Annotated in this window: 28 protein-coding genes; 15 read left to right on the forward strand and 13 right to left on the reverse strand. The window is 66.2% G+C overall.

Translation table 11 applies throughout. The annotated features are described in order from the left end of the window. Window positions 1-13: 13 nt before the first annotated feature. Genes BLT71_RS11010 through BLT71_RS11020 form a run of 3 tightly spaced genes read right to left on the reverse strand, consistent with a single transcriptional unit; the run spans window position 14 to window position 2,740 of the window. On the reverse strand, window positions 14-958 hold the full coding sequence (locus BLT71_RS11010) for a COX15/CtaA family protein (RefSeq protein ID WP_091720121.1): 945 nt from the start codon (window positions 956-958) through the stop codon (window positions 14-16). A gap of 7 nt (window positions 959-965) precedes the next feature. Then, window positions 966-1,775, reverse strand: coding sequence for an ABC transporter permease (locus BLT71_RS11015; RefSeq protein WP_231994269.1), 810 nt, complete (start codon window positions 1,773-1,775; stop codon window positions 966-968). Beyond that, complete coding sequence (locus tag BLT71_RS11020) at window positions 1,772-2,740, reverse strand: ABC transporter ATP-binding protein (RefSeq protein ID WP_091720123.1); 969 nt, start codon at window positions 2,738-2,740, stop codon at window positions 1,772-1,774. Before BLT71_RS11020 ends, BLT71_RS11015 begins: the two co-directional genes overlap by 4 nt. A 107-nt stretch (window positions 2,741-2,847) precedes the next feature. Between BLT71_RS11020 and BLT71_RS11025 the strand changes: the two genes are divergently transcribed. From BLT71_RS11025 to BLT71_RS11050, 6 genes are read left to right on the forward strand one after another with little or no spacing between them, the layout of a single operon-like run. Beyond that, on the forward strand, window positions 2,848-3,690 hold the full coding sequence (locus BLT71_RS11025) for a helix-turn-helix transcriptional regulator (RefSeq protein WP_407681214.1): 843 nt from the start codon (window positions 2,848-2,850) through the stop codon (window positions 3,688-3,690). After that, entirely contained in the window at window positions 3,690-5,153 is a 1,464-nt protein-coding gene (sufB, locus tag BLT71_RS11030) for a Fe-S cluster assembly protein SufB (protein ID WP_015937041.1), read from the forward strand. Before BLT71_RS11025 ends, sufB begins: the two co-directional genes overlap by 1 nt. Further along, window positions 5,153-6,394, forward strand: coding sequence for a Fe-S cluster assembly protein SufD (sufD, locus tag BLT71_RS11035; RefSeq protein ID WP_091720126.1), 1,242 nt, complete (start codon window positions 5,153-5,155; stop codon window positions 6,392-6,394). Before sufB ends, sufD begins: the two co-directional genes overlap by 1 nt. Before the next feature lie 21 nt (window positions 6,395-6,415). Then, the gene (locus BLT71_RS11040; RefSeq protein ID WP_091720127.1) at window positions 6,416-6,772 is read left to right on the forward strand and encodes a non-heme iron oxygenase ferredoxin subunit; all 357 of its coding nucleotides are present in this window, start codon (window positions 6,416-6,418) and stop codon (window positions 6,770-6,772) included. A 42-nt stretch (window positions 6,773-6,814) separates the two neighbouring features. Further along, on the forward strand, window positions 6,815-7,603 hold the full coding sequence (gene sufC, locus BLT71_RS11045) for a Fe-S cluster assembly ATPase SufC (protein WP_015937044.1): 789 nt from the start codon (window positions 6,815-6,817) through the stop codon (window positions 7,601-7,603). Between the two features lie 12 nt (window positions 7,604-7,615). Continuing rightward, on the forward strand, window positions 7,616-7,948 hold the full coding sequence (locus BLT71_RS11050; RefSeq protein WP_091720128.1) for a metal-sulfur cluster assembly factor: 333 nt from the start codon (window positions 7,616-7,618) through the stop codon (window positions 7,946-7,948). Between the two features lie 79 nt (window positions 7,949-8,027). Here the strand turns inward: BLT71_RS11050 and ypfJ are convergent, their stop codons facing one another. Further along, complete coding sequence (ypfJ, locus tag BLT71_RS11055; protein WP_091720130.1) at window positions 8,028-8,912, reverse strand: KPN_02809 family neutral zinc metallopeptidase; 885 nt, start codon at window positions 8,910-8,912, stop codon at window positions 8,028-8,030. A 58-nt stretch (window positions 8,913-8,970) separates the two neighbouring features. Between ypfJ and BLT71_RS11060 the strand changes: the two genes are divergently transcribed. Both BLT71_RS11060 and BLT71_RS11065 read left to right on the forward strand, forming a co-directional pair. Beyond that, window positions 8,971-10,377 carry a class I adenylate-forming enzyme family protein gene (locus tag BLT71_RS11060; protein WP_091720132.1) on the forward strand — a complete coding sequence of 469 codons (1,407 nt, stop codon included), beginning with the start codon at window positions 8,971-8,973 and terminating at the stop codon, window positions 10,375-10,377. Next, entirely contained in the window at window positions 10,367-11,548 is a 1,182-nt protein-coding gene (locus BLT71_RS11065) for a thiolase family protein (protein ID WP_091720134.1), read from the forward strand. Before BLT71_RS11060 ends, BLT71_RS11065 begins: the two co-directional genes overlap by 11 nt. 12 nt (window positions 11,549-11,560) lie before the next feature. Here the strand turns inward: BLT71_RS11065 and BLT71_RS11070 are convergent, their stop codons facing one another. The 5 genes from BLT71_RS11070 to BLT71_RS11090 form a co-directional block, all read right to left on the reverse strand. Further along, entirely contained in the window at window positions 11,561-12,199 is a 639-nt protein-coding gene (locus tag BLT71_RS11070) for an energy-coupling factor transporter transmembrane component T family protein (RefSeq protein ID WP_091720136.1), read from the reverse strand. Then, entirely contained in the window at window positions 12,196-12,942 is a 747-nt protein-coding gene (locus BLT71_RS11075; RefSeq protein ID WP_091720138.1) for an energy-coupling factor ABC transporter ATP-binding protein, read from the reverse strand. Before BLT71_RS11075 ends, BLT71_RS11070 begins: the two co-directional genes overlap by 4 nt. An 11-nt stretch (window positions 12,943-12,953) precedes the next feature. Continuing rightward, window positions 12,954-13,604, reverse strand: coding sequence for a biotin transporter BioY (locus BLT71_RS11080; RefSeq protein WP_091720141.1), 651 nt, complete (start codon window positions 13,602-13,604; stop codon window positions 12,954-12,956). 208 nt (window positions 13,605-13,812) lie between these two features. Next, window positions 13,813-14,592: an isocitrate lyase/PEP mutase family protein gene (locus tag BLT71_RS11085; protein ID WP_091723978.1), complete on the reverse strand. Its 780-nt coding sequence runs from the start codon at window positions 14,590-14,592 to the stop codon at window positions 13,813-13,815. 120 nt (window positions 14,593-14,712) lie between these two features. Next, complete coding sequence (locus BLT71_RS11090; protein WP_231994271.1) at window positions 14,713-15,063, reverse strand: DM13 domain-containing protein; 351 nt, start codon at window positions 15,061-15,063, stop codon at window positions 14,713-14,715. Window positions 15,064-15,268: 205 nt separating this feature from the next. Here BLT71_RS11090 and BLT71_RS11095 point away from each other — a divergent pair, with 205 nt between their 5' ends. The 4 genes from BLT71_RS11095 to BLT71_RS11105 all read left to right on the forward strand — a co-directional run bounded on the left by BLT71_RS11095 (window position 15,269) and on the right by BLT71_RS11105 (window position 18,609). Beyond that, window positions 15,269-15,547 (forward strand): hypothetical protein, encoded by a 279-nt coding sequence (locus BLT71_RS11095; protein WP_091720146.1) that lies wholly within the window; start codon window positions 15,269-15,271, stop codon window positions 15,545-15,547. 43 nt (window positions 15,548-15,590) lie between these two features. After that, a complete protein-coding gene (locus tag BLT71_RS20395) occupies window positions 15,591-15,764 on the forward strand; it encodes a hypothetical protein (protein ID WP_172829874.1) in 174 nt (57 codons plus the stop codon). A 39-nt stretch (window positions 15,765-15,803) separates the two neighbouring features. Continuing rightward, the gene (locus BLT71_RS11100; RefSeq protein WP_091720149.1) at window positions 15,804-16,868 is read left to right on the forward strand and encodes a spore photoproduct lyase family protein; all 1,065 of its coding nucleotides are present in this window, start codon (window positions 15,804-15,806) and stop codon (window positions 16,866-16,868) included. Between the two features lie 142 nt (window positions 16,869-17,010). Beyond that, entirely contained in the window at window positions 17,011-18,609 is a 1,599-nt protein-coding gene (locus tag BLT71_RS11105; protein WP_015937054.1) for an ABC-F family ATP-binding cassette domain-containing protein, read from the forward strand. A gap of 405 nt (window positions 18,610-19,014) precedes the next feature. Here BLT71_RS11105 and BLT71_RS11110 read toward each other — a convergent pair whose 3' ends face one another. Genes BLT71_RS11110 through BLT71_RS11120 form a run of 3 tightly spaced genes read right to left on the reverse strand, consistent with a single transcriptional unit; the run spans window position 19,015 to window position 20,585 of the window. Then, window positions 19,015-19,887, reverse strand: coding sequence for an SURF1 family cytochrome oxidase biogenesis protein (locus tag BLT71_RS11110; protein ID WP_091720152.1), 873 nt, complete (start codon window positions 19,885-19,887; stop codon window positions 19,015-19,017). Further along, window positions 19,888-20,154: a hypothetical protein gene (locus BLT71_RS11115; RefSeq protein WP_091720154.1), complete on the reverse strand. Its 267-nt coding sequence runs from the start codon at window positions 20,152-20,154 to the stop codon at window positions 19,888-19,890. Continuing rightward, window positions 20,151-20,585: a DUF3099 domain-containing protein gene (locus BLT71_RS11120; RefSeq protein ID WP_091720157.1), complete on the reverse strand. Its 435-nt coding sequence runs from the start codon at window positions 20,583-20,585 to the stop codon at window positions 20,151-20,153. The genes BLT71_RS11115 and BLT71_RS11120 overlap by 4 nt, the downstream gene beginning before the upstream one ends. 152 nt (window positions 20,586-20,737) lie before the next feature. On the opposite strand from BLT71_RS11120, the gene BLT71_RS11125 reads away from it, so the two are divergent. Both BLT71_RS11125 and BLT71_RS11130 read left to right on the forward strand, forming a co-directional pair. Beyond that, window positions 20,738-21,463, forward strand: a complete 726-nt coding sequence (locus BLT71_RS11125) for a beta-ketoacyl-ACP reductase (protein ID WP_091720160.1) — start codon at window positions 20,738-20,740, stop codon at window positions 21,461-21,463. A 136-nt stretch (window positions 21,464-21,599) separates the two neighbouring features. Then, window positions 21,600-22,352 carry an SDR family oxidoreductase gene (locus tag BLT71_RS11130; RefSeq protein WP_091720162.1) on the forward strand — a complete coding sequence of 251 codons (753 nt, stop codon included), beginning with the start codon at window positions 21,600-21,602 and terminating at the stop codon, window positions 22,350-22,352. Between the two features lie 71 nt (window positions 22,353-22,423). Here BLT71_RS11130 and serB read toward each other — a convergent pair whose 3' ends face one another. Then, window positions 22,424-23,317 (reverse strand): phosphoserine phosphatase SerB, encoded by an 894-nt coding sequence (serB, locus tag BLT71_RS11135; protein ID WP_091720165.1) that lies wholly within the window; start codon window positions 23,315-23,317, stop codon window positions 22,424-22,426. A 143-nt stretch (window positions 23,318-23,460) separates the two neighbouring features. Here serB and BLT71_RS11140 point away from each other — a divergent pair, with 143 nt between their 5' ends. Then, window positions 23,461-24,246 carry an ABC transporter ATP-binding protein gene (locus tag BLT71_RS11140; protein ID WP_091720168.1) on the forward strand — a complete coding sequence of 262 codons (786 nt, stop codon included), beginning with the start codon at window positions 23,461-23,463 and terminating at the stop codon, window positions 24,244-24,246. The last annotated feature ends 14 nt before the right edge of the window (window positions 24,247-24,260 follow it).

The following is a 24,260-nucleotide window of genomic DNA, read 5'->3' on the forward strand; positions in this document are numbered from 1 at the left end:
CGCGTTTAAGGTGTTACTCCACTGGGCTGGACCTGGCGACGTCCCAGGCATTCGTGGCCGTAGCCATCAGCAGCGCGGCTCCCAGCATGTGGGCGCCCACCAGCAGGGCCGGAATGCCGTTGTAATACTGGGTGAAACCGATAACCGCCTGCAGGACCGTGACCCCGAGCAGGCCGAACACTGCAGTCCGGAAGGGACCGGCAATGCGGCGCGTCAGCACCAGGACAAGCGCCACCAGGGAACCCGCTGTCACCAGGTAGGCCGGAACGGCGTGGATGTGCGAGAAAAGATCCCAGTCCAGGCCGTTCCGCGGTGCATCCGCGTCACCGGCGTGCGGTCCTGCTCCGGTGACCACCACGCCCAGCATCACGGCCAGGGCGGAGAAAAGCGCGACGGCGGACGTCACCGGACGCAGTGTCCCCGGCAGTGCGCGCAGGGAGACCGTCATGTATCGCCCGGTGCGGCCGTAGGCCCTGTTGACCAGCAGGGTGGCGAAGACCACCAGGGCCATGGACACCAGGAAGTGCAGGCCCACCACCCACGGGTTGAGGCCTGTGAGGACGGTGATCCCGCCAATGACGGCCTGGGCGGGGATGCTGGCCAGGAGGCCGAGCGCCAGCAGGAAAAGGTCCCGGCGTTCCTTGCGGAGGTTCCACAAATACACCAGCATGAGGGCCGCCACGGCGGCGAGGGCGAACGTCAGGAGCCGGTTGCCGAACTCGATGAAGCCGTGGATGCCCATTTCCGCCGTGTTGACCAGCGAGGTGTCGGTGCAGCGCGGCCAGGTGGGGCAGCCCAGGCCCGACGCCGTCAGCCGCACGGCGCCACCGGTCACCACCAGCAGCGTCTGCCCGATCAGGGAGGCCACGGCCAGGCGGCGCACTCTGGCGTCGACTGTGCGGGGAAGCCGCGATGCCAGGCGGCCGGCGAACTGGGGGAGGCGCGAAGCCGTGCTCACGAATATCTCAATTCCACTTGAACCAACGGATGGCTGCTGCCCCGGCAATCGCCGTCCAGAGCACCAGGATGAGGGCGGCCCCGCCGTTCAGGGCGCCATGAAGGAAAGCATCGCGAAGGGATTCACCCAACGCGCCGGATGGCAGGAAATGCACAATGGATTGTGCCAGTGCAGGAAGTCTGTCAGCCGGAATCACGATTCCTCCCATGGCACCCAGCAGGATCCACAGCAGGTTGGTGATGGCCAGCGTTGCCTCCGGGCGGACGGTACCGGCAACCAGCAGGCCCAGTGACGTGAACGCCGCCGCACCCAGGACCAGCAGGACAAGGCCGGGCAGCCAGCCCGCAGCAACGGGCTGCCAGCCCAAGGCAAACGCCACTGCCGATACCACCACGATCTGCAGGCACAGCACCACCAGCACCGAGAGGACTTTGCCCGCAATCAGGCCGCCGCGGCCAAGAGGGGTGGTGGAGAGGAAACGGAGCACGCCGTAGCGGCGGTCGAAGCCTGTTGCGATGCCCTGGCCGGTGAAGGCCGTGGACATGGCGCACAGGGCCAGGATGCCCGGAACGGCCACGTTGACGCGGCTCGGACCCAGGCCGTCAAGGAAGGGCGTGACGGTGAGGCCAACCAGGGCAAGCAGCGGCAGCACCACGGCGAGGATCAGCTGTTCACCGTTCCGCAGCATGGTGAGGGCTTCATATTTGCCCTGCAGGAGCACGCGCCGAAGCAGGGAGGCAGGGTGCTGGCGGCCACCGGCTACTTCCGCCAGGCCGTTCCCGGGAGCGCTGCCCGCGGCAGTACCGGTCCCGTTCATCGAATGTCCTTTCCAGAGATGTCCAGGAAGACGTCTTCAAGGCTACGCGCCTGCAGGCTCATGGCGGCGGGCATGATGCCCTTCGCTTCCCACCAGGCAGCCAGTGCCGCGAGGTGTCCCGGAGTGAGTGCACCGGTCACGGAATAGCTGCCCGCGCGGGTCTCGGCGACGGCGATGGAGGCTGGGAGTACAGCGGAAACGTCCAGGCCGGGCTGCGCTTCGAACACCAGCGTCCGGACGTGGTCCGCCCCGCTGTCAACGGCCGGTTCGCGCTGCAGGAGCTGCTGCACTGTTCCTTCGGCGACGTTGCGGCCGCCGTCGATGATGTAAACGTAGTCGGCCAGGCGCTGCGCATCGTCCATCAGGTGGGTAGTGAGGATGATGCCCATTCCGCTGCTGCGAAGCTCGGAGATGAGGTCGAAGACGAGGGCGCGGGACTGCGGGTCCAGCCCGGCGCTCGGTTCGTCGAGGAAGAGGACTTCGGGCCTGCCCACCAGGGCCGCCGCGAGGGCAAGCCGCTGCTTTTGTCCGCCGGACAGCCTCCGCACGCCGGTGCGGCTGAAGGTATCGATGCCCAGCCTCTCCACCAGGTCCTCCACGGGCCAGGGGTTCGCGTACAGGCCGGCGATGTGCCGCAGCAGCGGCACAGGCTTGGCCGACGGCGGGAGGCCGCCATCCTGGAGCATCACGCCGACACGGGAGCGCAGGGCTGCCCCGGCAGAGGCAGGATCTTCGCCGAGGAGGCTGATGGTTCCGCCACTGCGCCGCTGGAGGCCCTGCGCGCATTCGAGCGTGGTGGTCTTTCCGGCGCCGTTGGGTCCCAGCAGGGCCGTCACCTCGCCACGCCCGGCGATCAGCGAGACATCGCTGACCACCCTCAGCATCTTTCCGTCCAGGCTGGCCAGCGGGCCGACGTCCTTAACGAGTCCACTGATGGACAGGACGGGGGATTGGGGGGATCGCACCCCAGTATTCTACGGGATGTAGTACTTGCCGGTCCCCGCCGTGGTGCCGGGGGAAGGTCAGCCTGCCCTTACTGGAGCCCGGGACTAAATTACGACATGATTGTGTTGTGTATTCCGTGAGCAATGCTACTGCTGTGCCTATCGCCGGGCACGGGGCCGCGCAGGCCCAGGAAGGGCGCACCCAAACGGTGCCCGGTCCCGTGGCTGACGCCGATGAGCGCACCCGCGACCGCGTGCTCTCGGCTGTCCTGGAACACGGACCGGTCAGCGCGGCCGAGCTTGGCGACATGCTGGGATTCACTCCGGCGGCAGTCCGCCGGCACCTCGACCATTTATCCCGTGCCGGCATCATCGAAGTCAAGAGGGTGGCCAGGGCCGGAGCGGGCGCCGGGCGCCCCGCACGCCGTTACGTCCTCAGTTCCGAAGGCCAGTCGAGCCTGGGCAACGACTACCTGGACATTGCCGCGCTGGCACTCCAGCAGCTCCAGAAAGCGGCCGGACCGGATGCCGTCCGTGCCTTCGCCGAAGAGCGCTTCGCTGACATGGAGCGGCGCTACGCCCCCGAAATCGACAAGGCAGGTCCGGACATCGCTGACCGGGCCAGGGCCCTTGCCGAGGCACTCAGCCGGGACAACTTCGTTGCGTCCGCAGCCTCCATCGAAGCCAAGGCGCCACTGCCGGCCGCGCTCTCCAGCGTCCAGCTGTGCCAGGGCCACTGCCCCATCCAGCAACTCGCCGCCCGCTTCCCGGTGTTCTGCGACGTGGAAACCGAAGTGTTTTCACGGCTGGTGGGCGTCGACGTGCGCCGCCTGTCCACACTGGCCCGCGGCGGGCACGTCTGCACCACCCACATTCCCACAGGCAGGCTGTCTGCGCCCGGGCCCACAAGGCCGTCCGCAGCCCCCGCCAGCCTGAACGAAGTAACAAACCATCAGCAAGAAAGGCCGTGATGACGGACCAACTATCAGAGAAAGCAGTAGCCGAAAACACTGTGATCTCGGAGATTCTGGAAAAGAATCCCGAGCTGCACGGCATCGGCAACTACGAGTACGGCTGGGCCGACAAGAACGATGTCGGCGCCAACGCACGCCGTGGACTCGACGAAGAGGTAGTCCGCGACATCTCGGCTAAGAAGAGCGAGCCCGAGTGGATGCTGGACCTTCGCCTCAAGGGGCTGAAGTACTTCGACCGCAAGCCCATGCCCACCTGGGGTGCAGACCTCTCGGGCATCGACTTCGACAACATCAAGTACTTTGTGCGCTCCACGGAGAAGCAGGCCACCAGCTGGGAGGAACTGCCCGAGGACATCAAGAACACGTACGACAAGCTCGGCATCCCCGAGGCTGAAAAGCAGCGCCTGGTTTCCGGCGTCGCTGCCCAGTACGAGTCGGAGGTTGTCTACCACCAGCTGCGTGAGGACCTTGAGAAGCAGGGCGTCATCTTCCTGGACACCGACACGGCGCTGAAGGAACACCCGGAAATCTTCCAGGAGTACTTCGGCACCATCATCCCGGTGGGCGACAACAAGTTCGCCTCGCTCAACACGGCAGTCTGGTCCGGCGGTTCCTTCGTCTACGTCCCCAAGGGCGTTCACGTGGACATCCCGCTGCAGGCCTACTTCCGCATCAACACCGAGAACATGGGCCAGTTCGAACGGACCCTGATCATCGCCGACGAGGACTCCTACGTCCACTACATCGAAGGCTGCACGGCGCCGATCTACACCTCGGATTCCCTGCACTCAGCCGTTGTGGAAATCGTGGTCAAGAAGGGCGCCCGCGTCCGCTACACCACCATCCAGAACTGGTCCAACAACGTGTACAACCTGGTGACCAAGCGCGCCGTCTGCGAAGCCGGCGGCACCATGGAATGGGTGGATGGCAACATCGGCTCCAAGGTGACCATGAAGTACCCGGCCGTGTACCTGGTGGGTGAGCACGCCAAGGGTGAAACCCTGTCCATCGCGTTCGCCGGTGAAGGCCAGCACCAGGACACCGGCTCGAAGATGGTCCACATCGCGCCCAACACCAAGAGCTCCATCATCTCCAAGTCGGTAGCCCGCGGCGGCGGCCGTGCAGCCTACCGCGGCCTGGTCCAGGTCCGCGAAGGCGCCAAGCACTCCGCCAACACCGTGCGCTGTGACGCCCTGCTGGTGGACACCATTTCGCGGTCTGACACCTACCCCTACATCGACATCCGCGAGGACGATGTACAGCTGGGACACGAGGCAACTGTTTCGCGCGTCAGCGAGGAGCAGCTGTTCTACCTCATGTCCCGCGGCATGCCCGAGGACGAGGCCATGGCCATGATCGTGCGCGGCTTCATCGAGCCGATCGCCCGTGAGCTCCCCATGGAATACGCCCTCGAGCTCAACCGCCTCATCGAACTCCAGATGGAAGGATCCGTCGGTTAATGACTGCCGAAGCTACTACCGAAAAGGCCCGCATCGGCGCGCCGTCAATCGCCGGTTTCACTGAGGAAGGCGAACACCTGGTCGCCTCCAAGGTGGACCGCCACCACAGCCACGGAACGCAGGTCATGGCCTCCCGCGCGGAGCGCATCACCAGCCACGACGTCGCTGACTTCGCCCTGCCCAACGGCCGCGAAGAGGAATGGCGTTTCACCCCGGTCCGCGAGCTGGCCAACCTGCTCTCGGACACGCCTTCGGACGCCGGCGCTCTCGGCGTCACCGTCGAAGGCCCGGACTCCTTCGTCCAGGGTGCCCTCCGCGCCGGCGAGGCCCCCCGCGGTGCCACACTGGTCCCCGCAGACCGTGCCGCCGTCGTCGCTTCCGCGAATGTGGAGGAGGCCCAGCTGATCCGTATTCCCGCGGACGCCGAACTGGACCAGCCCATCCGCGTGGTCATGACCGGCAACGGCGCAGGCCGCCGCACCAACACGCACCACGTCATCGAGGCCGGCGCGAACAGCCGCGCTGTGGTGATCCTGGAGCACGACGGCTCCGCCGACCACAACGGCAACGTGGAGGTCTTCGTCCGCGAAGGCGCCAAGCTGACCGTGGTCTCCGTCCAGCTCTGGGAAGACGACGCGCGCCACCTGGCCCAGCACGACGCCGAGGTTTCCAAGGACGCCGTGTACAAGCACATCGCGGTGACCCTTGGCGGCAAGATCGTCCGGCTGAACTCCAACGTCCGGTTCGCCGGCGAGGGCGCCGATGCCGAACTCCTCGGCCTCTACTTCGCCGACGCCGGACAGCACCTGGAGCACCGTTCGTTCGTTGACCACAACCTGGCCAACTGCAAGTCGAACGTCCTCTACAAGGGCGCACTGCAGGGCAAGGGCGCACACACCGTCTGGGTGGGCGACGTCCTCATCCAGAAGCAGGCCGAAGGCACCGACTCCTACGAGAAGAACCAGAACCTGGTCCTGACCGACGGCTGCCGCGCGGACTCCGTGCCCAACCTCGAAATCGAGACCGGCCTGATCGAGGGTGCCGGCCACGCCAGCTCCACCGGCCGTTTCGACGACGAGCACCTGTTCTACCTGATGGCCCGCGGCATCCCTGAGGATGTTGCCCGCCGCCTGGTGGTCCGCGGCTTCCTCAACGAGATCATCCAGCAGATCAAGGTCCCGGCACTCGAAGAGCGCCTGACCGAGGCTGTGGAACGCGAACTCGCGGCAACGGAAAACTAGACGACAGGCAGGCAGGAACGCATGAGTGGTAAGCCCAAGGGCGAGCTGGTGTGCAGCGCCAACGACATCAAGGTCAAGCAGGCGCTGCGCATCCTGATCGACGACTACCCGGTGGCCGTGGTCAGGGATTCGATGGGTGAAATCCACGCCATCGGCGACACCTGCTCCCACGCTGACATTTCGCTGTCCGAAGGCGACGTGGAAGGCTGCGCGATCGAATGCTGGGGCCACGGTTCCCAGTTCGACCTGCGCAGCGGCCAGCCACTCCAGCTTCCCGCCTACGATCCCGTTCCGGTGTTCGCCATAGAACTCGACGGCGACGACGTCTACGTGGATGTCACCAACGTTTTGAACGGCGCGGCAGTAAACAACTACTGAGCGCCCCGCAGCACAGACTTACGAACGAACAGAAAGAAGAGCATGTCAACTCTTGAGATCAAGGACCTGCACGTCAGCATTGAGACGGAACAGGGCACCAAGGAGATCCTGAAGGGCGTCAGCCTCACCATCCGCACGGGTGAAACCCACGCCATCATGGGCCCCAACGGATCCGGCAAGTCCACCCTGGCCTCCACCATCGCAGGCCACCCCCGCTACACGGTCACCAGCGGTTCCATCACCCTGGACGGCGAAGACGTCCTGGAGATGAGCGTCGACGCCCGTGCCCGCGCCGGAGTCTTCCTGGCCATGCAGTACCCGGTGGAGGTTCCCGGCGTCACCATGACCAACTTCCTGCGCACCGCGAAGACCGCGATCGACGGCGAAGCACCCAAGCTCCGTACCTGGACCAAGGACGTCAAGGACGCCATGGGGAAGCTGCGCATCGACGCCGACTTCGCCGAGCGCAACGTCAACGAGGGCTTCTCCGGCGGCGAGAAGAAGCGTGTGGAGATCCTGCAGCTCGAACTCTTCAAGCCGAAGTTCGCAGTGCTGGACGAGACCGACTCCGGCCTGGACGTCGACGCGCTCAAGATCGTTTCCGAGGGCGTCAACCGCGCACACGCCGAGGGCAACATGGGCACGCTGCTCATCACCCACTACACCCGCATCCTGCGCTACATCAAGCCTGACTTCGTCCACGTCTTCGTTGACGGCCAGGTTGTCGAAGAAGGCGGCCCGGAATTGGCTGACCGCCTTGAAGAAGAGGGTTACGACCGCTACGCCAAGGGTGCCGGCACGGCCGCAGCTCCCGCAGCAGCACAGGCCTAGTTAGGACTTGCCATGACCGAAATCGTGCCGGGCCGCACGGCCCTGGAAGACGTCGAGGAAGCCCTCAAGGACGTCATCGATCCTGAGCTTGGCGTCAACGTGGTGGACCTTGGGCTGCTGTACGGCCTGAAGTACTCCGATGACGACGGTGCGCTCCTGATCGACATGACGCTCACCACGGCGGCCTGCCCCCTCACCGATGTCCTCGAGGAACAGGTGGGCAAAGCCCTGGAAAGCGTTGTGGATGACTGGCGCCTGAACTGGGTCTGGATGCCGCCATGGGGTCCCGAGCGGATCACCGACGACGGTAAGGACCAGATGCGGGCCCTCGGCTTCAACATCTGAAAAACCTGTAGTACGACGACGGCCTGTCACCTTCTCCACGAAGGTGACAGGCCGTTGAACTTTTAAGGGTGCGCGGGGGCTAAAGCGTGGGGGCGCTGAACGTGTCGCACTGCTTGATGTCGCCGGACTCGTAGCCGCGGGCAAACCAGCGCTGGCGTTCCTCGCTGGAGCCATGCGTCCAGCCCTCAGGGGACACGCGTCCGGTGGCGGCCTTCTGGATACGGTCGTCGCCCACGGAGGCAGCGGCGGAGAGGGCATCGTTGACGTCCTGCTGCTTCAACGGCTCCAGGTACGGCTGGCCGGTATCCGGGTTCGGCGTGGTGGAGGCGTACTTGGCCCACAGCCCTGCATAGCAGTCAGCCTGCAGCTCCGTGCGGACGGACCCGGATTCCGGGCCCTGCGGATCCTGCTGGGCGCGGCCCAGGTCACCGAGGACGTTCTGGATGTGGTGGCCGAACTCATGGGCCACCACGTACTCCTGCGCGAGCGGACCGCCGGAGGAACCGAACCGGTCCACCAGCTCCTGGAAGAACCCCGGGTCGAAGTAGGCAGTGGTGTCCGTGGGGCAATAGAACGGGCCCACCTCGGACGTCGCTGCACCGCACCCGGTGTTGGTGCCGCCCGTGAAGATCACGGCTTCCGGCCGCGGGTACTGGACGTTGTACTGCTGAAGGTAGCCGGGCCAGAACGCGTTCAGGCTGTTGACCGTGCCGGTGATCCGGCAGTCCAGCCGGGCGTCGGCATCGGCGCCGGTGCTGCAGGCAGGAGCGCTGCCCTGGGTTTGGGGTTCCGCTGTGCCGCCGCCGGTGAGGCCCCCCAGCAGGTTGGGATCTATGCCCAGCAGCAGCGCTACGAGCAGCACGAGTCCGCCACCGATACCGCCGCCAACTTTTACGCCGCGGCCCATTCCCCGCCGGTCCTGGACCTGGGACGGATCCAGCTGCACATTGTCATTGAAACTCATATCGTCACAATACCCGCGGATCGGCCACCCAATCAGGGCCGCCGGTAAAGTTGATCCGATGCCTTTCCTTGACCGAATCCAGCGCTGGGCCACCGAGCGTCCGCACGGCACAGCCGTGGCCATCGCCGGCCGGCGGCTGTCCTGGGCCGAGCTGCGGGGCCGGGCGGCCGCCATGGTTCCGGAAACGAAATCGGTGACCACGCTGTGTGAAGCCAATTCCATCGATTTCGCGGTGAAGTTTGCCGCGGCCGTGGCCGGCGGACGCCAGTGCGCCGTCCTGGATCCTGCCTGGCCCGCCCAGCTGCAGGAGGATATTGTCCGGCGGGTCCAGTCGTCAGCAGAACCGGCAGTGGTGGCTACGGACGACCCCCTGGCCGACGGCCCGCCCGGCTCAACGTTCCTGATCGGCCTCACGTCGGGTACCACCTCCGTGCCGAAAGCGTTCACCCGGTCCCGGCGTTCGTGGCAGGAGTCCTTTGAGGCGTCCATCGAATTCTTCGGCCTCCGCCAGGACGATGTGACCCTGGCTCCCGGCCCGCTGGCCGCCAGCCTGAACCTCTACGGCCTGGCCGAGTGCCTTTACGCCGGATCCGAATTCCAGACCCTGGAGCATTTCGACGTTGGCGACGTCCACGCAGCCGTCACCCATGACCGCGTGACCCGCCTGGTGCTGGTGCCCACCATGCTGCGGATGCTGAGCGAACGCGGACTGACCGGATGCGTGGACGCATCCGGGATCCGGACCATCATCTGCGCCGGCTCCAAGCTTGATGCCAGGACGCTGGAAGCGGCCCGCCGCTGGGCTCCCAACGCCACCATCTACGAGTACTACGGCGCCTCGGAACTGAGCTTCGTTTCGGGCACCGGCCTGTCAGCCAGCCAGCCACCCGCCGTCGGAAGCACCTGCATAGGCCGGCCGTTTCCCGGCGCTGAGGTGTGCATCCTTGATGACGCCGGGCAACCGGTACCGGACGGCGGGTATGGGAATATCTGTGTGCGCAGCGGCATGGTCAGCAACGGCTACCTGTGGGGCGATGACGGCGAAGCCCTGCGGTCCTTCCGCGACTGGCACACCGTGGGAGACCAGGGTTACCTGGGCCCGGACGGGCTGCATATCCTGGGCCGCCGGGCTGACATGATCCTCACCTCGGGCCGGAACGTCTACCCGCACGAGGTGGAGCTGGCTCTCTGTGCCGTGCCCGGAGTTTCCGCCGCCATCGCCGCCGGAATGCCCGACGACCTGCGCGGGCAGAAGGTGGTGGCCGGCGTCGTCCCTTCCCACGGCGGCATCACCGCAACGCAGCTCCGGTCAGCCCTGGAGGACATCCTGGCCAGGGACAAGCGTCCGCTGCAGTACTTCGTCCTCGCCGAGCTTCCCGTCACGGACCGCGGCAAGGTCAGCCGCAACCTGCTGCTGGAGTGGATCGCCCACAGGGATCCACGGGTGAAGAGCCTTGGCAGCTGACCTTCTTCCGGCAGACCGCCAGCCCGTGATCATCGCGGCCCGCCGGACCCCTGTGTGCCGCACCAACGGCGCCCTGCGGACCGTCCGCGCCCATGAACTCCTGGCCCCGGTGCTCAGCAGCCTGCTCCAGGAAACTGCTGCGGCACCCGGCGCCGTGACCGACGTCGTCATCGGCAACGCGGTGGGCGGAGGTGGAAATGTGGCCCGGCTGGCTCTCCTGGAAGCCGGTTTGCCCGTCAGTGTTCCGGGCATCACCGTGGACCGCCAGTGCGGGTCCGGCCTGGACGCGATCGCCCTCGCCGCGCAGCTGGTGGCCGCCGGCGGGAACCCGCTCTATCTCGCGGGGGGAGTGGAAAGTACCAGCACCGCTCCTTTGCGCGCGCACAGGAATTCCGACGGCGGCCCGGAGTTCTACGCCCGCGCCCAGTTCGTGCCGGCCAGTTTTGGCGACCCGGACATGGGCGTCGCGGCGGAGACGGTGGCCCGGCGCTATGGCATTGCCCGTGACCGGCAGGACGCCTTTGCCCTCAGCAGCCACCGGAAGGCGCTGGAAGCGATGGTGGAAGGCCGCTATGACCAGGAGATTGTTCCGCTCGCCGCGGCCGGCGGGACGGTAACGGCTGATGACGGCCCGAGGCGCGGGCTTACCCCTGCAGTCATGGGGCGGTTCCCGGCCGCGTTCGTGGCCGGGGGATCTGTCACCGCGGGAAACTCCTGCTTCGACGCTGACGCCGCATCCGCCGTCGTCATGACCTCCCTGCAGCGGGCCCGCGACCTGGGCGCCGAAGACGGGCTCCTGGTGCTGGGCACCTGCACTGTCGGGGTGGCGCCGGACGTGCTGGGTGTGGGTGCCGCCGAGGCAGCACGGAAACTGCTCTCCACCCACGGTGTAGAGGCAGCCGGGCTGGACCTGGTGGAATTCAACGAGGCGTTCGCCTCCCAGACCCTCGCCTGCTTTGACGAACTGGGCATCGATCCTGCCCGCGCCAATCTTGACGGCGGGGCGCTGGCCCTGGGGCACGCCTACGGTGCCTCCGGCGCCGTCCTGGTGACCAGGCTGCTGGCCCAGGCGCGCCGGGCGGGAACACCCGGGAGCCTGGGGCTGGCCATGATCAGCAGCGCCGGCGGCATGGGAACGGCGGCCCTGCTGCGCTACGGGCGCCTGGACTGACCCGCAGCCCGCTCAGTCCCCGGGCCCGCGGTCTTCCGCGTCTCCAAGCCCCCTGGCGGCGAGCGCTTCGCCGGTCTGGCGGGCGTAGGCCACCGAGGTGATGAAAACCGGCAGGACCAATGCCCGCGGGTTCCGCTCCAGCCCCCGCGCCCTGGCGGAGTCCCTGACGTCGGCGAAGGTTCCGGCGATGTAGGGGATGCTGCGCAGCATGACCCCGATGGTGAGCGCGAACCGCTCCGGATCGGCGCCGAACCGCTGGAATGGAGTGGCGGCCGCAACCACGCCGTCCAGGAGCCGCTGCACGGGGGTGGTTGCGGTCAGCAGGGACGCGGCCACCACGCAGACCAGGATGTTCAGGACAATCCTGCCCGCTGTGGGCGCACCGAGCTGCCACCACTGGAAGAGCCCGATCACCAGGAGCACCGGAAGCAGCGGGCGGACCGCGCGCCACAGCCGCTTCGGTCCGGCTCCGGTCAGGAGGAACAGCCCGCACAGCGCAGCCAGCACCGCCAGGGATACGCGCCAGTCGACAACCAGGAACGATGCCAGCCCGCAGGCGAACACCAGAAGGAACTTCAGGGCCAGGGGTGACCGGTGAATAAAGGAGTTTCCCGGCACATAGTTGGCCAGCAGGAAACCGTGACCCCTCATGGCGTGCCCGGACCGCGGACCGGGCCGGCGGGGTGCCGCATCCCGTCCAGGCACAGGGCACGGTAGAACGCGACGGCGTCTGCCGGGGCGCCGTCGTATGCCACCGTCCCGTCCTCCACTACCAGGACCCGGTCCATGTCCAGGGCGAGCTCGAGGTCGTGGGTGGACATGATGACCTGCTGTTCCAGTCCCGCAAGGGTGTGGCGCAGCAGTTCCCGGTTCCTGAGATCCAGGAGCGTGGACGGTTCATCGAGGACCAGCACCGCCGGCTCCACCGCCAGGACCGCCGCGAGCGCCATCAGCTGGCGTTCCCCGCCGGAGAGTTCGTAGATGCTTTGGTCTGCCAGGGGCAGCAGCCCAAGCCGGTGGAGCGCGGCTTCGGCCATGGCCTGCCGTTCGCGGCCGTTCCGGACAGAGCGGCGCAGCGACAGCTCAACATCCTCGCGGCCGGTGGGCATGACCAGCTGGGACAGCGGGTCGGTGAAGACGAAACCGACGCTCCGGCGGACTTTCCGGACCGCGCGGACTGTGTCGTCGCCGTCGACCGCTACTGTGCCTGCCGTGGGCTGGACGAGCCCGTTCACCAGGCGCAGCAGCGTGGACTTTCCGGACCCATTGGCACCGATGACGCCCACTCGGCGTTCGGCCAGGCGGAGGTTCACGCTGTCAAGGAGGACCTTGGGCGCAGGGGAGTGGTCCGACTCCACGGCGACTGTTACCTGGTCAAAGGTGACTACGGGCATTGGCGTACGTCCTAGGCCTTGGCCGGCTGGACAGGCTGGTTGCTGCGGCGGGCGCGGCGGACAAGGACGTCCGGGAAAGCGCGGTGCAGGGCAACGGCGATGCCTGCGGCGAGGATGTTCTTGATGATGTCCCCGGGGTAGAAGACGAGGTCGCTGAGGAAGGCCTGGCCGAGGGTGGCCTTCGTGTTAAGGGCGATGCCCGCGACGCCCAGGGTGTGGACGGTGAGGATGCTGGTGACCGTGGCGGCGAGGAAAAACCACAGCGCGCGGGCCTTGGTGGTGCGGCGGATCACGACGGTTGCCAGCCAGCCGACAAGTGCGGCAGCGATGGGGAACGCGATGATGTAGCCCGCAGACGGGCCGGCGAGGATGCCCAGGCCGCTGCGGCCCTGGCTGAAGATGGGCAGTCCGGCAAGGCCCAGGAGGGTGTAGAGGCCGACGGCGGCGAAGCCCCTACCCGGTCCGAGCACCAGGCCGGTGAGCATCACGGCGAGGGTCTGAAAGGTGATGGGCACGCCGAAGCCGTTGACGGCCAGGCCGGGTACGAGCGCGGCGCCGGCTACCAGTGCAGCGAAGACGCCGATCAGGCCCAGGTCTGTGGCGTTCCAGCGGCGGCGTTTGGAGGAATGGCTGGAGGTGACGGCGGTGTCGGTGTTGCTCATTGAAGTCCTGTCGGGGTTGTACAAGCGGAATCTAATGTACTGCCGACGTTACTGGGACGGAACAGGGCCCATTTTGTAGGGGATCTACTAAGCAGCGGGCCCGAAGATTGGCGGCAGGGGACAACTGCCGGCAGAACCGCCTGATGAGCTGGTTTGACGCGGAGGGAGGGACGGCACGCGGACGTGCCGTCCCTTCCCCGGTCCCTCCCTAGTTCAGCGCGGGGGTATCAGCGGGAATCACGCCGGCCCCGTACAGGTCCGTGGCAAGGTCCCGCAACGCCCGGAGTGCCACCCGTTGGGTGAAGGGGCCGTACGACACCCGCGCCACGCCAAGTTCCTGGAGTTGCGCTGCCGGGAGCGCCCCGGGGGCTCCAATAATGGACAGCTTTCCGCGGCCGAGCCCGTCAACGAGGGGTTCGATGACGTCCCGGGTCAGGGCGCCCGGGACAAAGACCAGTGCCGCACCGGCGTCGAGGAAGGCACGGCCCCGGGCGATGGCATCCTCGATGCTGTCCTTGACCGGCCGGTCCCCGGCACGGACCAGCGCGTCGGTGCGGGCATTGAGCTGGAAGGGCACCCCTTCGGCAGCGGCTGCGGCCACTATCGCCTGCACCCGGGAAACGGCTTCATCAAAGGGCCGCAGCCTGTCTTCAACGTTGGCCCCGGCCACGCCGATCCCGATGGCGCGCCGGATAGTCTCGGCAGGGTCCTCGTAGCCGTCGTCGAGGTCTGCAGTGACAGGCAGGTCCACGGCGTCCACGATTCGCCTGACGCCCGCCAGGGCAACGTCCAGGGGCATGGTTCCATCCGCATAACCCAGCGCGGCTGCGATCGAATGCCCTGCGGTGGCGATCGCCTTGGTCTCCGGGAGGCCAGCGACGGTTGCCGCGCTGATGGCATCCCACACGTTGACCACCTGGAGGATTTCCGGTGCTTCGTGGAGGGCCTTCAGCTGCTGTGCACGCTCTGCTGTGGTCGTTTCAGTCATCCGTGTTTCTTCCTCATCCATAGGGTTGGCACTAACTGTCATTGCACTTCCTACCTACACACATGCAGCGGCCTCAAGGCAAGGCAATGTCACGCAGGGTTGGAACTCGCCGGCCGGCACTTACGAGAGGTTTGCGGTGGCGTAGGTGGTCTTGTCCGCGTAGTTGTAGACCACTACGCTCCTGACCGGCGATGGCATGGCGGACCACATCCGGGCGTCGATGTCGATGCGCTGTTGCGGGCTGCCACTAAGTGGTCCCAGTTCGATCAGGGTGGAAGAGGAAAGGCCGGGTTGGCCGGTGCTGTCCGGAGCCAGGATCCCCGGGCTGAGCATGAGCCGGAGGTCGTCGCCAGCCCCGGTGGTGAAACCGTCCAGCTGCAGGACTGTGCCCGAGTCAGCAACACGGATCGTGGCCGTTCCCAGGGTAACGGCCGCCTGCGATTGGAACTGCCCCTGCAGTGTGCGGGGCACAACTGAAGGGGCCGGAGCCGGCGGCTGGGGCAACCCCGGTGACGGCGGTCGCTCAGCTGACTCCACCGACTCCGTCGGCACAGGCTCTGTGTAGGTACAGCCCGCAAGGCAGCCGGCAACGGCCAGCGCGATAAACACGCGTTTATACATTTTCATCATTCCCCCCAAGAATTCGTTCATACTACCTTCATCAAAGGGGGCAACAATGGCGGGGCAAATTGACGAGTGGCCGTGGAACCGCGCATGGCCATGGTTGCTGCTGACCGCTCCCGTGGTGCTGTTTACGGGATGGCTGTGGATACCGATCGGAAGCTGCGCGGGCTACACCGACGATTACCGAGGGGATACGTCATGCTATGTGGGGCCGGCGGCCGGTTACGCAGCCACCTGGGTGATGACCGGCCTCGCCCTGGTGCTGGTGCTGTGCTTCGGCGCCGGGCTGCTCAGGGCACTGGTCCGCCGCGGGCGCAGGGGATTGCCCTAGGCTGGCAAGGCCGTCCGTGGCAGCTGCATGTTTGGGGGAAATAGTGGAAATTGTCGTGTTCGTAGTGCTGTCGATTGTCTTCTTTTATGTTCTTTACGGGGTTATCAAGGCAGCGGTGAGGGACGGAATCCTCGCCGCCGACCGGGTCCGGAATTCGGGCAACGTCGGGGGAACCGGCGCGCCGGACGTAGCCGAACAGCGTGAGCCCTTGGCTTAACCGCCCGCAGCGGCTGCAGCGATTCGGAAGAATAGCGTCATGGAATTCAACCGGCTCCTGCAGATCCGGCGCATCTTCGCCCAGCCGGAGGCGCTGGAATTGCCCCGCGGCCGCGAGATCGTGGAACGCTGGCCGGACGCCGACGTCGTACCTGTCGAGAACCACTGGAACATCCCGGAGCTGCACGGCGACGAAACCAACGTGCCGCGGTGGTCCCGGATCAAGACCGAGGCGTTGGTCCTCGGAGTGAAGAAGTCCTTGACCGTGAAGCCCAACGGGCGCTCGGCTGACTTTATCGCCCCCTCCACGGCGAACGGGTGCGCCATGGCATGCGCCTATTGCTACGTCCCCCGCCACAAGGGCTACAGCAACCCGGTCACCGTCTTTGCCAACATCAACCAGATCGCCGCGGCACTCGAACGGCACGCCACCCGGCAGGGCATCAAGCTGGAACCCAACCAGTGCGACCCCGAACTCTGGGTCTACGACATCGGCGAAAACAGTGACTGCTCCGTGGATGCGCTGATCAGTGACAACGTGGAGGACCTGGTGGGGCTCTTCCGGGAACTGCCCACCGCCAAACTGTCATTCGCCACGAAGTACGTCAACAGGGACATCCTCAACTGGGACCACGGCGGCCACACCCGGATCCGGTTTTCGCTGATGCCCGCGCACCTGGCGAAGTCCATTGATGTCCGGACGTCCCCGGTGGCCGAACGCATTGCCGCCATCAACGACTTCGTCGACGCCGGGTACGAGGTACACGTCAATTTCTCCCCGGTGGTGGTCACTGAGACCTGGCTCGATGACTGGCGCGAATTGCTTCAACAGCTCGATGCCGCCCTGACACCTGCAGCCAAAGCGCAGCTTGCCGCGGAAGTGATCTTCCTGACCCACAATGAGGGGCTCCACAAGGTCAACCTCGGATGGCACCCGCAGGCGGAGAAGGTCCTCTGGCGTCCGGACCTGCAGGAGGCCAAGACCTCCTCCAACGGCTTCAGCAACGTCCGTTACCGCAGCGGAACCAAGGGCCGCTACGTGCGGCAGCTGACGGCGCTGATCGAGGAGATCACCCCCTACTGCCGGGTCCGCTACGCCTTCTGATACCCCGGTCCGAACCGGAAGGTCCGGTTTCCTTGGCATGGACGGTAGACTTGTCAAGGCCGTTCTCCGGCCACTCTGCCTCCAGCCCCCGCCATTTCTGTTGGGGCTGCGGCGTTCCCCGTTGTGAAAGGCCTTACCTTCTGTGATTACTGTCCAGGATCTTGAACTCCGCGCCGGTGCCCGGCTCCTGATGGATCAGGTGAGCTTCCGCATCGATAAGGGCGACAAGATCGGCCTGGTGGGACGCAACGGAGCCGGCAAGACCACGCTCACACGTGTCCTGGCAGGCGAAGGGCTTCCCGCTGCCGGCAAGGTGACCCGCAGCGGCGAGATCGGCTACCTGCCGCAGGACCCGCGCACCCCGGACATGGAGCAGCTGGCGCGGGACCGGATCCTCTCCGCCCGCGGCCTGGACATCGTCGTCGGAAAACTCCGCAAGGCCCATGACGAAATGGCCAGCGAGGACGCTGCCGTGCAGCAGAAGGCCATGAACCGCTACGACCGGCTCGAATCCGAGTTCCTGGCGGCGGGCGGCTACGCCGCGGAGGCAGAAGCAGCATCCATCTGCTCGAACCTCGCACTGCCTGACCGCCTGCTGAACCAGCCGCTCAAGACACTTTCCGGTGGCCAGCGCCGCCGCGTGGAACTGGCCCGGATCCTCTACTCGGATGCCGAGACCATGCTCCTCGATGAGCCCACCAACCACCTCGACGCCGACTCCATCGCCTGGCTTCGCGACTTCCTGAAGAACCACCAGGGCGGGCTGATCGTCATCAGCCACGACACCGAACTCCTCGAAGCCACCGTCAACAAGGTGTTCCTGCTGGACGCCAACCGGGCCCAGATCGATTTCTACAACATGGACTGGAAGCGGTACCTCACCCAGCGGGAAACGGATGAGCGCGCCCGTAAGCGGGAACGCGCCAATGCCGAGAAGAAGGCCCAGGTCCTTTTCGACCAGGCCAACAAGATGCGGGCGAAGGCCACCAAAGCCGTGGCCGCGCAGAACATGGCCAAGCGCGCCGAGCGGCTCCTCAGCGGCCTCGAAGCCGTCCGCGAGAACGACCGCGTGGCCGCCCTCCGGTTCCCGGATCCGTCGCCGTGCGGCAAGACCCCGCTCACCGCAGACGGGCTCAGCAAGTCCTATGGCTCCCTGGAGATCTTCACGGACGTGGACCTCGCCATCGACCGCGGCTCCAAGGTGGTCATCCTCGGCCTCAACGGTGCCGGCAAAACCACCCTGCTGCGCATGCTTGCCGGCGTGGACCAGCCGGACACCGGCGAAATCGTGCCGGGGCACGGGCTCAAGGTGGGCTACTACGCCCAGGAACACGAGACCCTTGACGTTAACCGCACCGTCCTTGAGAACATGCGCTCGTCCGCACCCGACATGAAGGACGCCGAGGTGCGCGGCATCCTGGGTTCATTCCTGTTCTCCGGTGACGACGTCGACAAACCTGCCGGCGTCCTGTCCGGCGGTGAGAAGACCCGCCTGGCACTGGCCACCATCGTGGCGTCCAGCGCCAACGTCCTGCTCCTCGACGAACCCACCAACAACCTGGACCCTGCCAGCCGCGCGGAAATCCTCGGCGCGCTCCGGAACTACACCGGCGCCGTCGTCCTCGTCAGCCACGATGAAGGCGCCGTTGAGGCGCTGAACCCCGAACGCGTCGTGCTGCTGCCCGACGGCGTCGAGGACCACTGGAACGAGGACTACCTGGACCTCATCACGCTGGCCTAGTCGTATGACGCTCGCCTTCGCTGCGCGGCGCGCCCGATTTGCCGCGTGCTGGCTCCTTCGTCGCCTTTGACGCACGCTACACAAATCAGCCGCGTCGCTTTGCTTTTGCCATAGTCGCGTTGGTGCCTTGGTCAGCGGACGGGCATTTCCTCCGCGCCCGTGATCCTGTGCAGGTCCGCTTTGGTAGCCACATGCGGCCGTTCATACTTCTTGTTCCCGGTCCTGCTCACGGCAGGTCGGTCTGCACTGCCTCAAGACGCTCGCGGGGGCGCGACGCACGAGCGGAGCGGCGTAGGTGATTTATGTAGCGTGCGTCAAAGGCGAGGAACGAGCCAGCACGCGGGAAATCACGCGCGCTGCGAGGCGGACGCGAGCCATCGCACCAAGGGCGCGTGAAGGCGGGCGTCAGTATCCCTGCGCGTCCAGCAGCGCGTCTTCCTCTTCCTCGGCTGTCGCCTTCTTCCGCTTGCGGGCGGGGGCCGTACGACGGCGGGACGGAACCGCGGCGTGAATGGTCCCCGCTGCTTCGGCCTCGTCTTCCTCGGCGTCGATGGCGGCGTTGCGGGCCTGCTGCCGCGCCGCGTAGCCGAAGCCCACGAACATCAGCACGCCGAACGCGAACCATTGCAGCGAATAGGACAGGTGCGTGCCTTCTTCGGTGGACGGTTTCGGGAACGCCACCGGCATCTCAGCGGCCGCGGGCGTCTCCGAGGCGAGCTGGCCGTAGGCTCCCGTCAGCACCGGGTAGCCGAGCTGGGCCGCGTAGGTGGGGAGGTCGATGGACGCCAGCTGACCTGCAGGTGCGCCGCGGTTCAGCTCCGGTTCCGGATGCTTCAGCCGGACCACGGCTGTCACTTCGCCGGAGGGCGGCGCGGGAACCGAGTCCGGGCTGCCGGGGTTATTGTTGCCGATGGGCAGCCACCCACGGTCGATGATGACCGTTTCGCCGGTGGCCAGCTTGAACGGAACCACCACTTCGTAGCCCGGCTGGCCGTTCAGGGGGCGGTTGCGCACGATCCGCTGGCCGTCGGTGTCGTAGGTGCCCTGCACCTGCACCTGCGTCCATTCCTTGGCTGGATCAAGCTGTGAGAACTGGTCCCGGGCTGCCGCGAAAGGAAAGGGGGTGGCGGAATAGTTGCTGACAACGCGATTAATCTCGGCGAGGGTTTCGGCGCGCCGGTCCATCTGCCAACGGCCCAGGAACACGCAGGCCGTGGCAAAGATCGCGGCCAGCAGCAGATAACCCAGCCATTTGCTGGAGAAGAGAAAACGGTACATTCAGTTGTCCTGCTCCAAAATGCTGTCCGTACTGCCGGGCTGAAGGGGCAGGGTTTCCTTCCACAGGCCGCGGGTCTGCAGGTAGTCCTCGAGCCAGCCGCGGTGGTCCTCGCAGGCCAGCCACGTCTTCCGGCGCTCCGGGGTATGGATTTTGGGGTTGTTCCAGAGCAGCTGCCAGGACGCTCCGGAGCGGCACGCCTTCCGGGAGCAAAGCGCGGAGTCTGATGCTGCCGGGCTGGTTCCGGCGGCGAAATCAAAAATACTCACGGCCCCTGCCGCCCCTCTCCGATGTCCGGTTCGTCGTCGTCATTAATAAGCTCGCCCTGCAGCACCTCGGAACCCTGTTCCTCATGGCCCGTTGACGGCGGCGGCGCTTCCAACTCGGCCAGCGGCGCTGAATCCAGTAGCGCTTCACTGTGCTCTTCGGCCATGTCGCTGCCGTTGGCAATGACTACCGCGATCCACGGCAGGAACACTGCACCGGCCACGGCGATGATCTTGAGCCAGCCGTCCAGGACAAAAATCATGACCAGGCACACCATGCGGATGCCCATCGCCAGCGCGTACTTGACCATGCGCCTGCGAATGTCCTCGGAATGGGATTCCGCGGCATCCGTAATGCTGTGGACTTCCGCGTCCTCGGAGAACCGGCCGGGTTCTCCGGGCACCGAACGTCCCGCGTGGTTTTCAAGGGTCACAGTGGTTTCTCACGCTCCAAAGGCTTGCCTCAATTCTCTCACCATCGGCAGTGGCACCCAAACCCGGGCGGGCCCGGGCGCTAAGATCGGAGGCAGCCAAATTCCACCTTCCTACCGCGGTGCATCCCGCCGCAGAATTCCGGAGTTCCTCCATGACTGAAGCAGTTACCGCCCCCCGCAGCGTCCTGATCACCGGCGGCAACCGCGGGATCGGCCTGGCCATCGCCAAAGCATTCCTGGCCAACGGGGACAAGGTGGCTGTTACCTACCGCAGTGAATCGGAACTGCCTGAAGGAATCCTGGGAGTGAAGGCCGATGTCACCGATGAGGCATCCGTGGATGCGGCGTTCAAGGAAGTGGAAGCAGCCCACGGTCCCGTCGAAGTGCTGGTGGCCAACGCCGGCATCACCAAGGACACCCTCCTGCTGAGGATGAGCGAAACCGACTTCACCTCCGTCATCGACACGAACCTCACCGGCGCGTTCCGTGTCATCAAGCGCGCGTCCAAGGGCATGATCCGGCTGCGCAAGGGCCGCGTGGTCCTGATCTCCTCCGTCTCGGGCCTGTATGGCGCCCCCGGCCAGATCAACTACTCAGCGTCCAAGGCCGGCCTGGTGGGCATCGCCCGGTCGCTGACCCGCGAACTCGGTTCCCGCGGCATCACCGCAAACGTCGTCGCCCCCGGCTTCATCAACACGGACATGACGGCTGAACTCCCTGAAGCCACCCAGAAGGATTACCTGGCCAGCATCCCCGCCGGCCGGTTCGCCGACGCCGACGAGGTGGCCAACGTGGTGCGCTGGATTTCCAGCGACGAAGCGTCCTACATCTCCGGCGCTGTCATCCCGGTTGACGGCGGTTTGGGCATGGGGCACTGACCTTCGAACCCCACGCGGCTGCCACCAGCGGTCCGGCGCTTCTTTGTGGGACCCGGACAACGGAATCAGCAAGTCGCGCTGGCATGATGGAGTTCAGAGCCGCTTCACTTTAGACGTTTCAAACAAAGGAGCCCAGATGGGACTGCTGGACAACAAGACCGCCATCGTCACCGGATCATCACGCGGAATCGGCGCTGACGTAGCGAAGATCCTCGCCGGCGAGGGCGCCGCCGTCGTGGTCAACTACCGCCAGAAGGCACCGCGCGCCAACAAAGTGGTCCAGGGCATTGAGGCCGACGGCGGCCGCGCCGTGGCCGTGGGCGCCGACCTGACCACCCAGGAAGGCGTCCAGGCGCTGGCCTCCGCTGCCATGGAGAACTTCGGTTCCCTGGACGTCCTGGTTCTGAACGCCTCGGGCGGCATGGAAACCGGCATGGGGGAGGACTACGCGCTCAAGCTCAACCGCGACGCACAGCTCAACATGCTCAACGCCGCTGTGCCGCTGATGCAGGAAGGCTCCCGCGTTGTCTTCGTGACCAGCCACCAGGCACACTTCATCAACACGGTTCCCACCATGCCCGCCTATGAGGCCGTGGCCCGCAGCAAGCGTGCCGGTGAGGACGCACTGCGGGAACTCATCCCCAACCTCGCGGAGAAGGGCATCAGCCTGGTGGTGGTTTCCGGCGACATGATTGAGGGCACCGTCACCGCCACGCTGCTGGACCGTTCGACGCCGGGCGCCATCGAGGCCCGCCGTGCCGAAGCCGGGAAGCTGTACTCCGTGGAAGAGTTCGCCCAGGTGGTGGCCGGAATGGCCACCGCTGACGTCGAGTCCGGCCACACGGAATACGCCGGCGGCGCAGACTACTTCGGTAAGAGCGGCCAGTAGTCCACTGACTCAAAAAGAGGTGCCCGGCGCATTTGCGCCGGGCACCTCTTTTCGTCAGCACCCGTGGGCGGTCAGACCCCGGCGATGTGGCGCACTGCATCAAGGTAGGGCATGTTGACGGCAGAATCGGCGACGGCCCGCACGGCCGGCTTGGCGTTGAAGGCCACCCCAATCCCGGCTGCGCCCAGCATGTCGAGGTCGTTGGCGCCGTCGCCCACGGCAATGGTGTGTTCCATGGCGATCCCCTCGGCGGCCGCCCACTCGCGCAGGTACTTCTCCTTGGCCGCCCGGTCCACCACCGCGCCCAGGACCTTGCCGGTCAGGGCACCGTCAACGATTTCCAGTTCGTTGGCCTGCCAGTAGTCCAGGCCAAGGTCCCCTGCGATGGGCTCGAGAATCTGGTTGAACCCGCCGGAGACTACGGCTACCGGGTGCCCGGCCGCCTTGAAGGCGGCCACGAGTATGGCGGCGCCTTCGCTGAGCTTCACTTCGTGGCGGACGGAATTGACGACGTCGGCCGGCAGCCCGGCGAGGACGGCCACCCGCGCGTGCAGGCTCTGGGCAAAGTCCAGCTCCCCGCGCATGGCCGCTTCGGTAACCGCGGCCACCTCGTCCCGCTTGCCCGCATACGCGGCCAGGAGTTCGATGACCTCCTGCTGGATCAGGGTGGAGTCCACGTCCATGATCAGCAGCTTCCGGCCGGCCGAGCGCAGGTCCCCGGGCACCAGGGCGGTGTCCATTCCAGGGATGGCGGCCCCGGCCACGGCGCTGCGGAGCGCAGCCAGCCCGGCCTCGGTGGCATCCGGCAGTTCCAGTTCCGTGATGCGCACCTGGTAGCGGTAGTCGCCGGCCGTGGATTCGGCTCCTGCAGCTGCACCGTGCTCCGCGAGGATGGAACGCAGCTGCGCCAGTCCGGTGTCGGTCAGATTTTGGCCATAGCTGACCGCAGTCACGTTGGAAGTCATGCCTGCAATCTTAGCCAGCGCAAGAATGGTCCCGTGTATTCATTGCAGAGCGCTACCGGCCCGGCGCCGCGGCCGGACATGCGGCGGGGGAGTGGTCACACCGGTTATCAGTCGTCCACTTTTTTGTCCTAGTGTCTATTCCTATGAGTGATGTTCTGGAACTGGACGCCGTTAGCGTTGTCCGAGGCAAAAAGACCCTGCTGGACAAGGTCGACTGGCAGGTCAACGAAGGCGAACGCTGGGTCATCCTCGGCCCCAACGGCGCCGGAAAAACCACGCTCCTCCAGATCGCGGCGGCACGCCTGCACCCCAGCAGCGGCAAGGCCGGAATCCTCGACGAAATCCTCGGCCGCACCGACGTCTTCGAACTGCGTCCCCGCATCGGCCTGTCGTCGGCCGCGCTGGCCACCCAGATCCCGGAGCACGAGAACGTCCTCAACGTGGTGGTCACGGCCGCCTACGGCGTCACCGGGCGCTGGCGTGAAGGCTACGAGCGCGACGACGAACGCCGCGCCTTCCGCCTCCTGAACGACTGGGGAATGGGTCCGCTGCTGAACCGGACGTTCGCCACCCTGTCCGAAGGCGAACGCAAGCGCGTCCAGATTGCCCGCGCCCTCATGACCGATCCTGAGCTGCTCCTGCTGGACGAGCCGGCCGCAGGCCTTGACCTGGGGGGCCGCGAAGAACTGGTCCACAAGCTGGGCGAACTGGCCCGGGACGAGGCAGCGCCCGCGATGGTCCTGGTGACCCACCACCTTGAAGAGGTACCCCCGGGCTTCACCCATGCCATGCTGCTGCGCGACGGCGGCGTGGTGGCGGCCGGCCCCATTACCGAGGTCCTCACCGACAAGCACCTCAGTGAAACGTTCGGACTGGCCCTGGACGTCACGGAAAATGGCGGCCGCTACGCCGCCACCGCCCGCCGCTAAGGGCTGGTCGGGAC

The organism is Pseudarthrobacter equi (genome assembly GCF_900105535.1).
GTDB lineage: Bacteria > Actinomycetota > Actinomycetes > Actinomycetales > Micrococcaceae > Arthrobacter > Arthrobacter equi.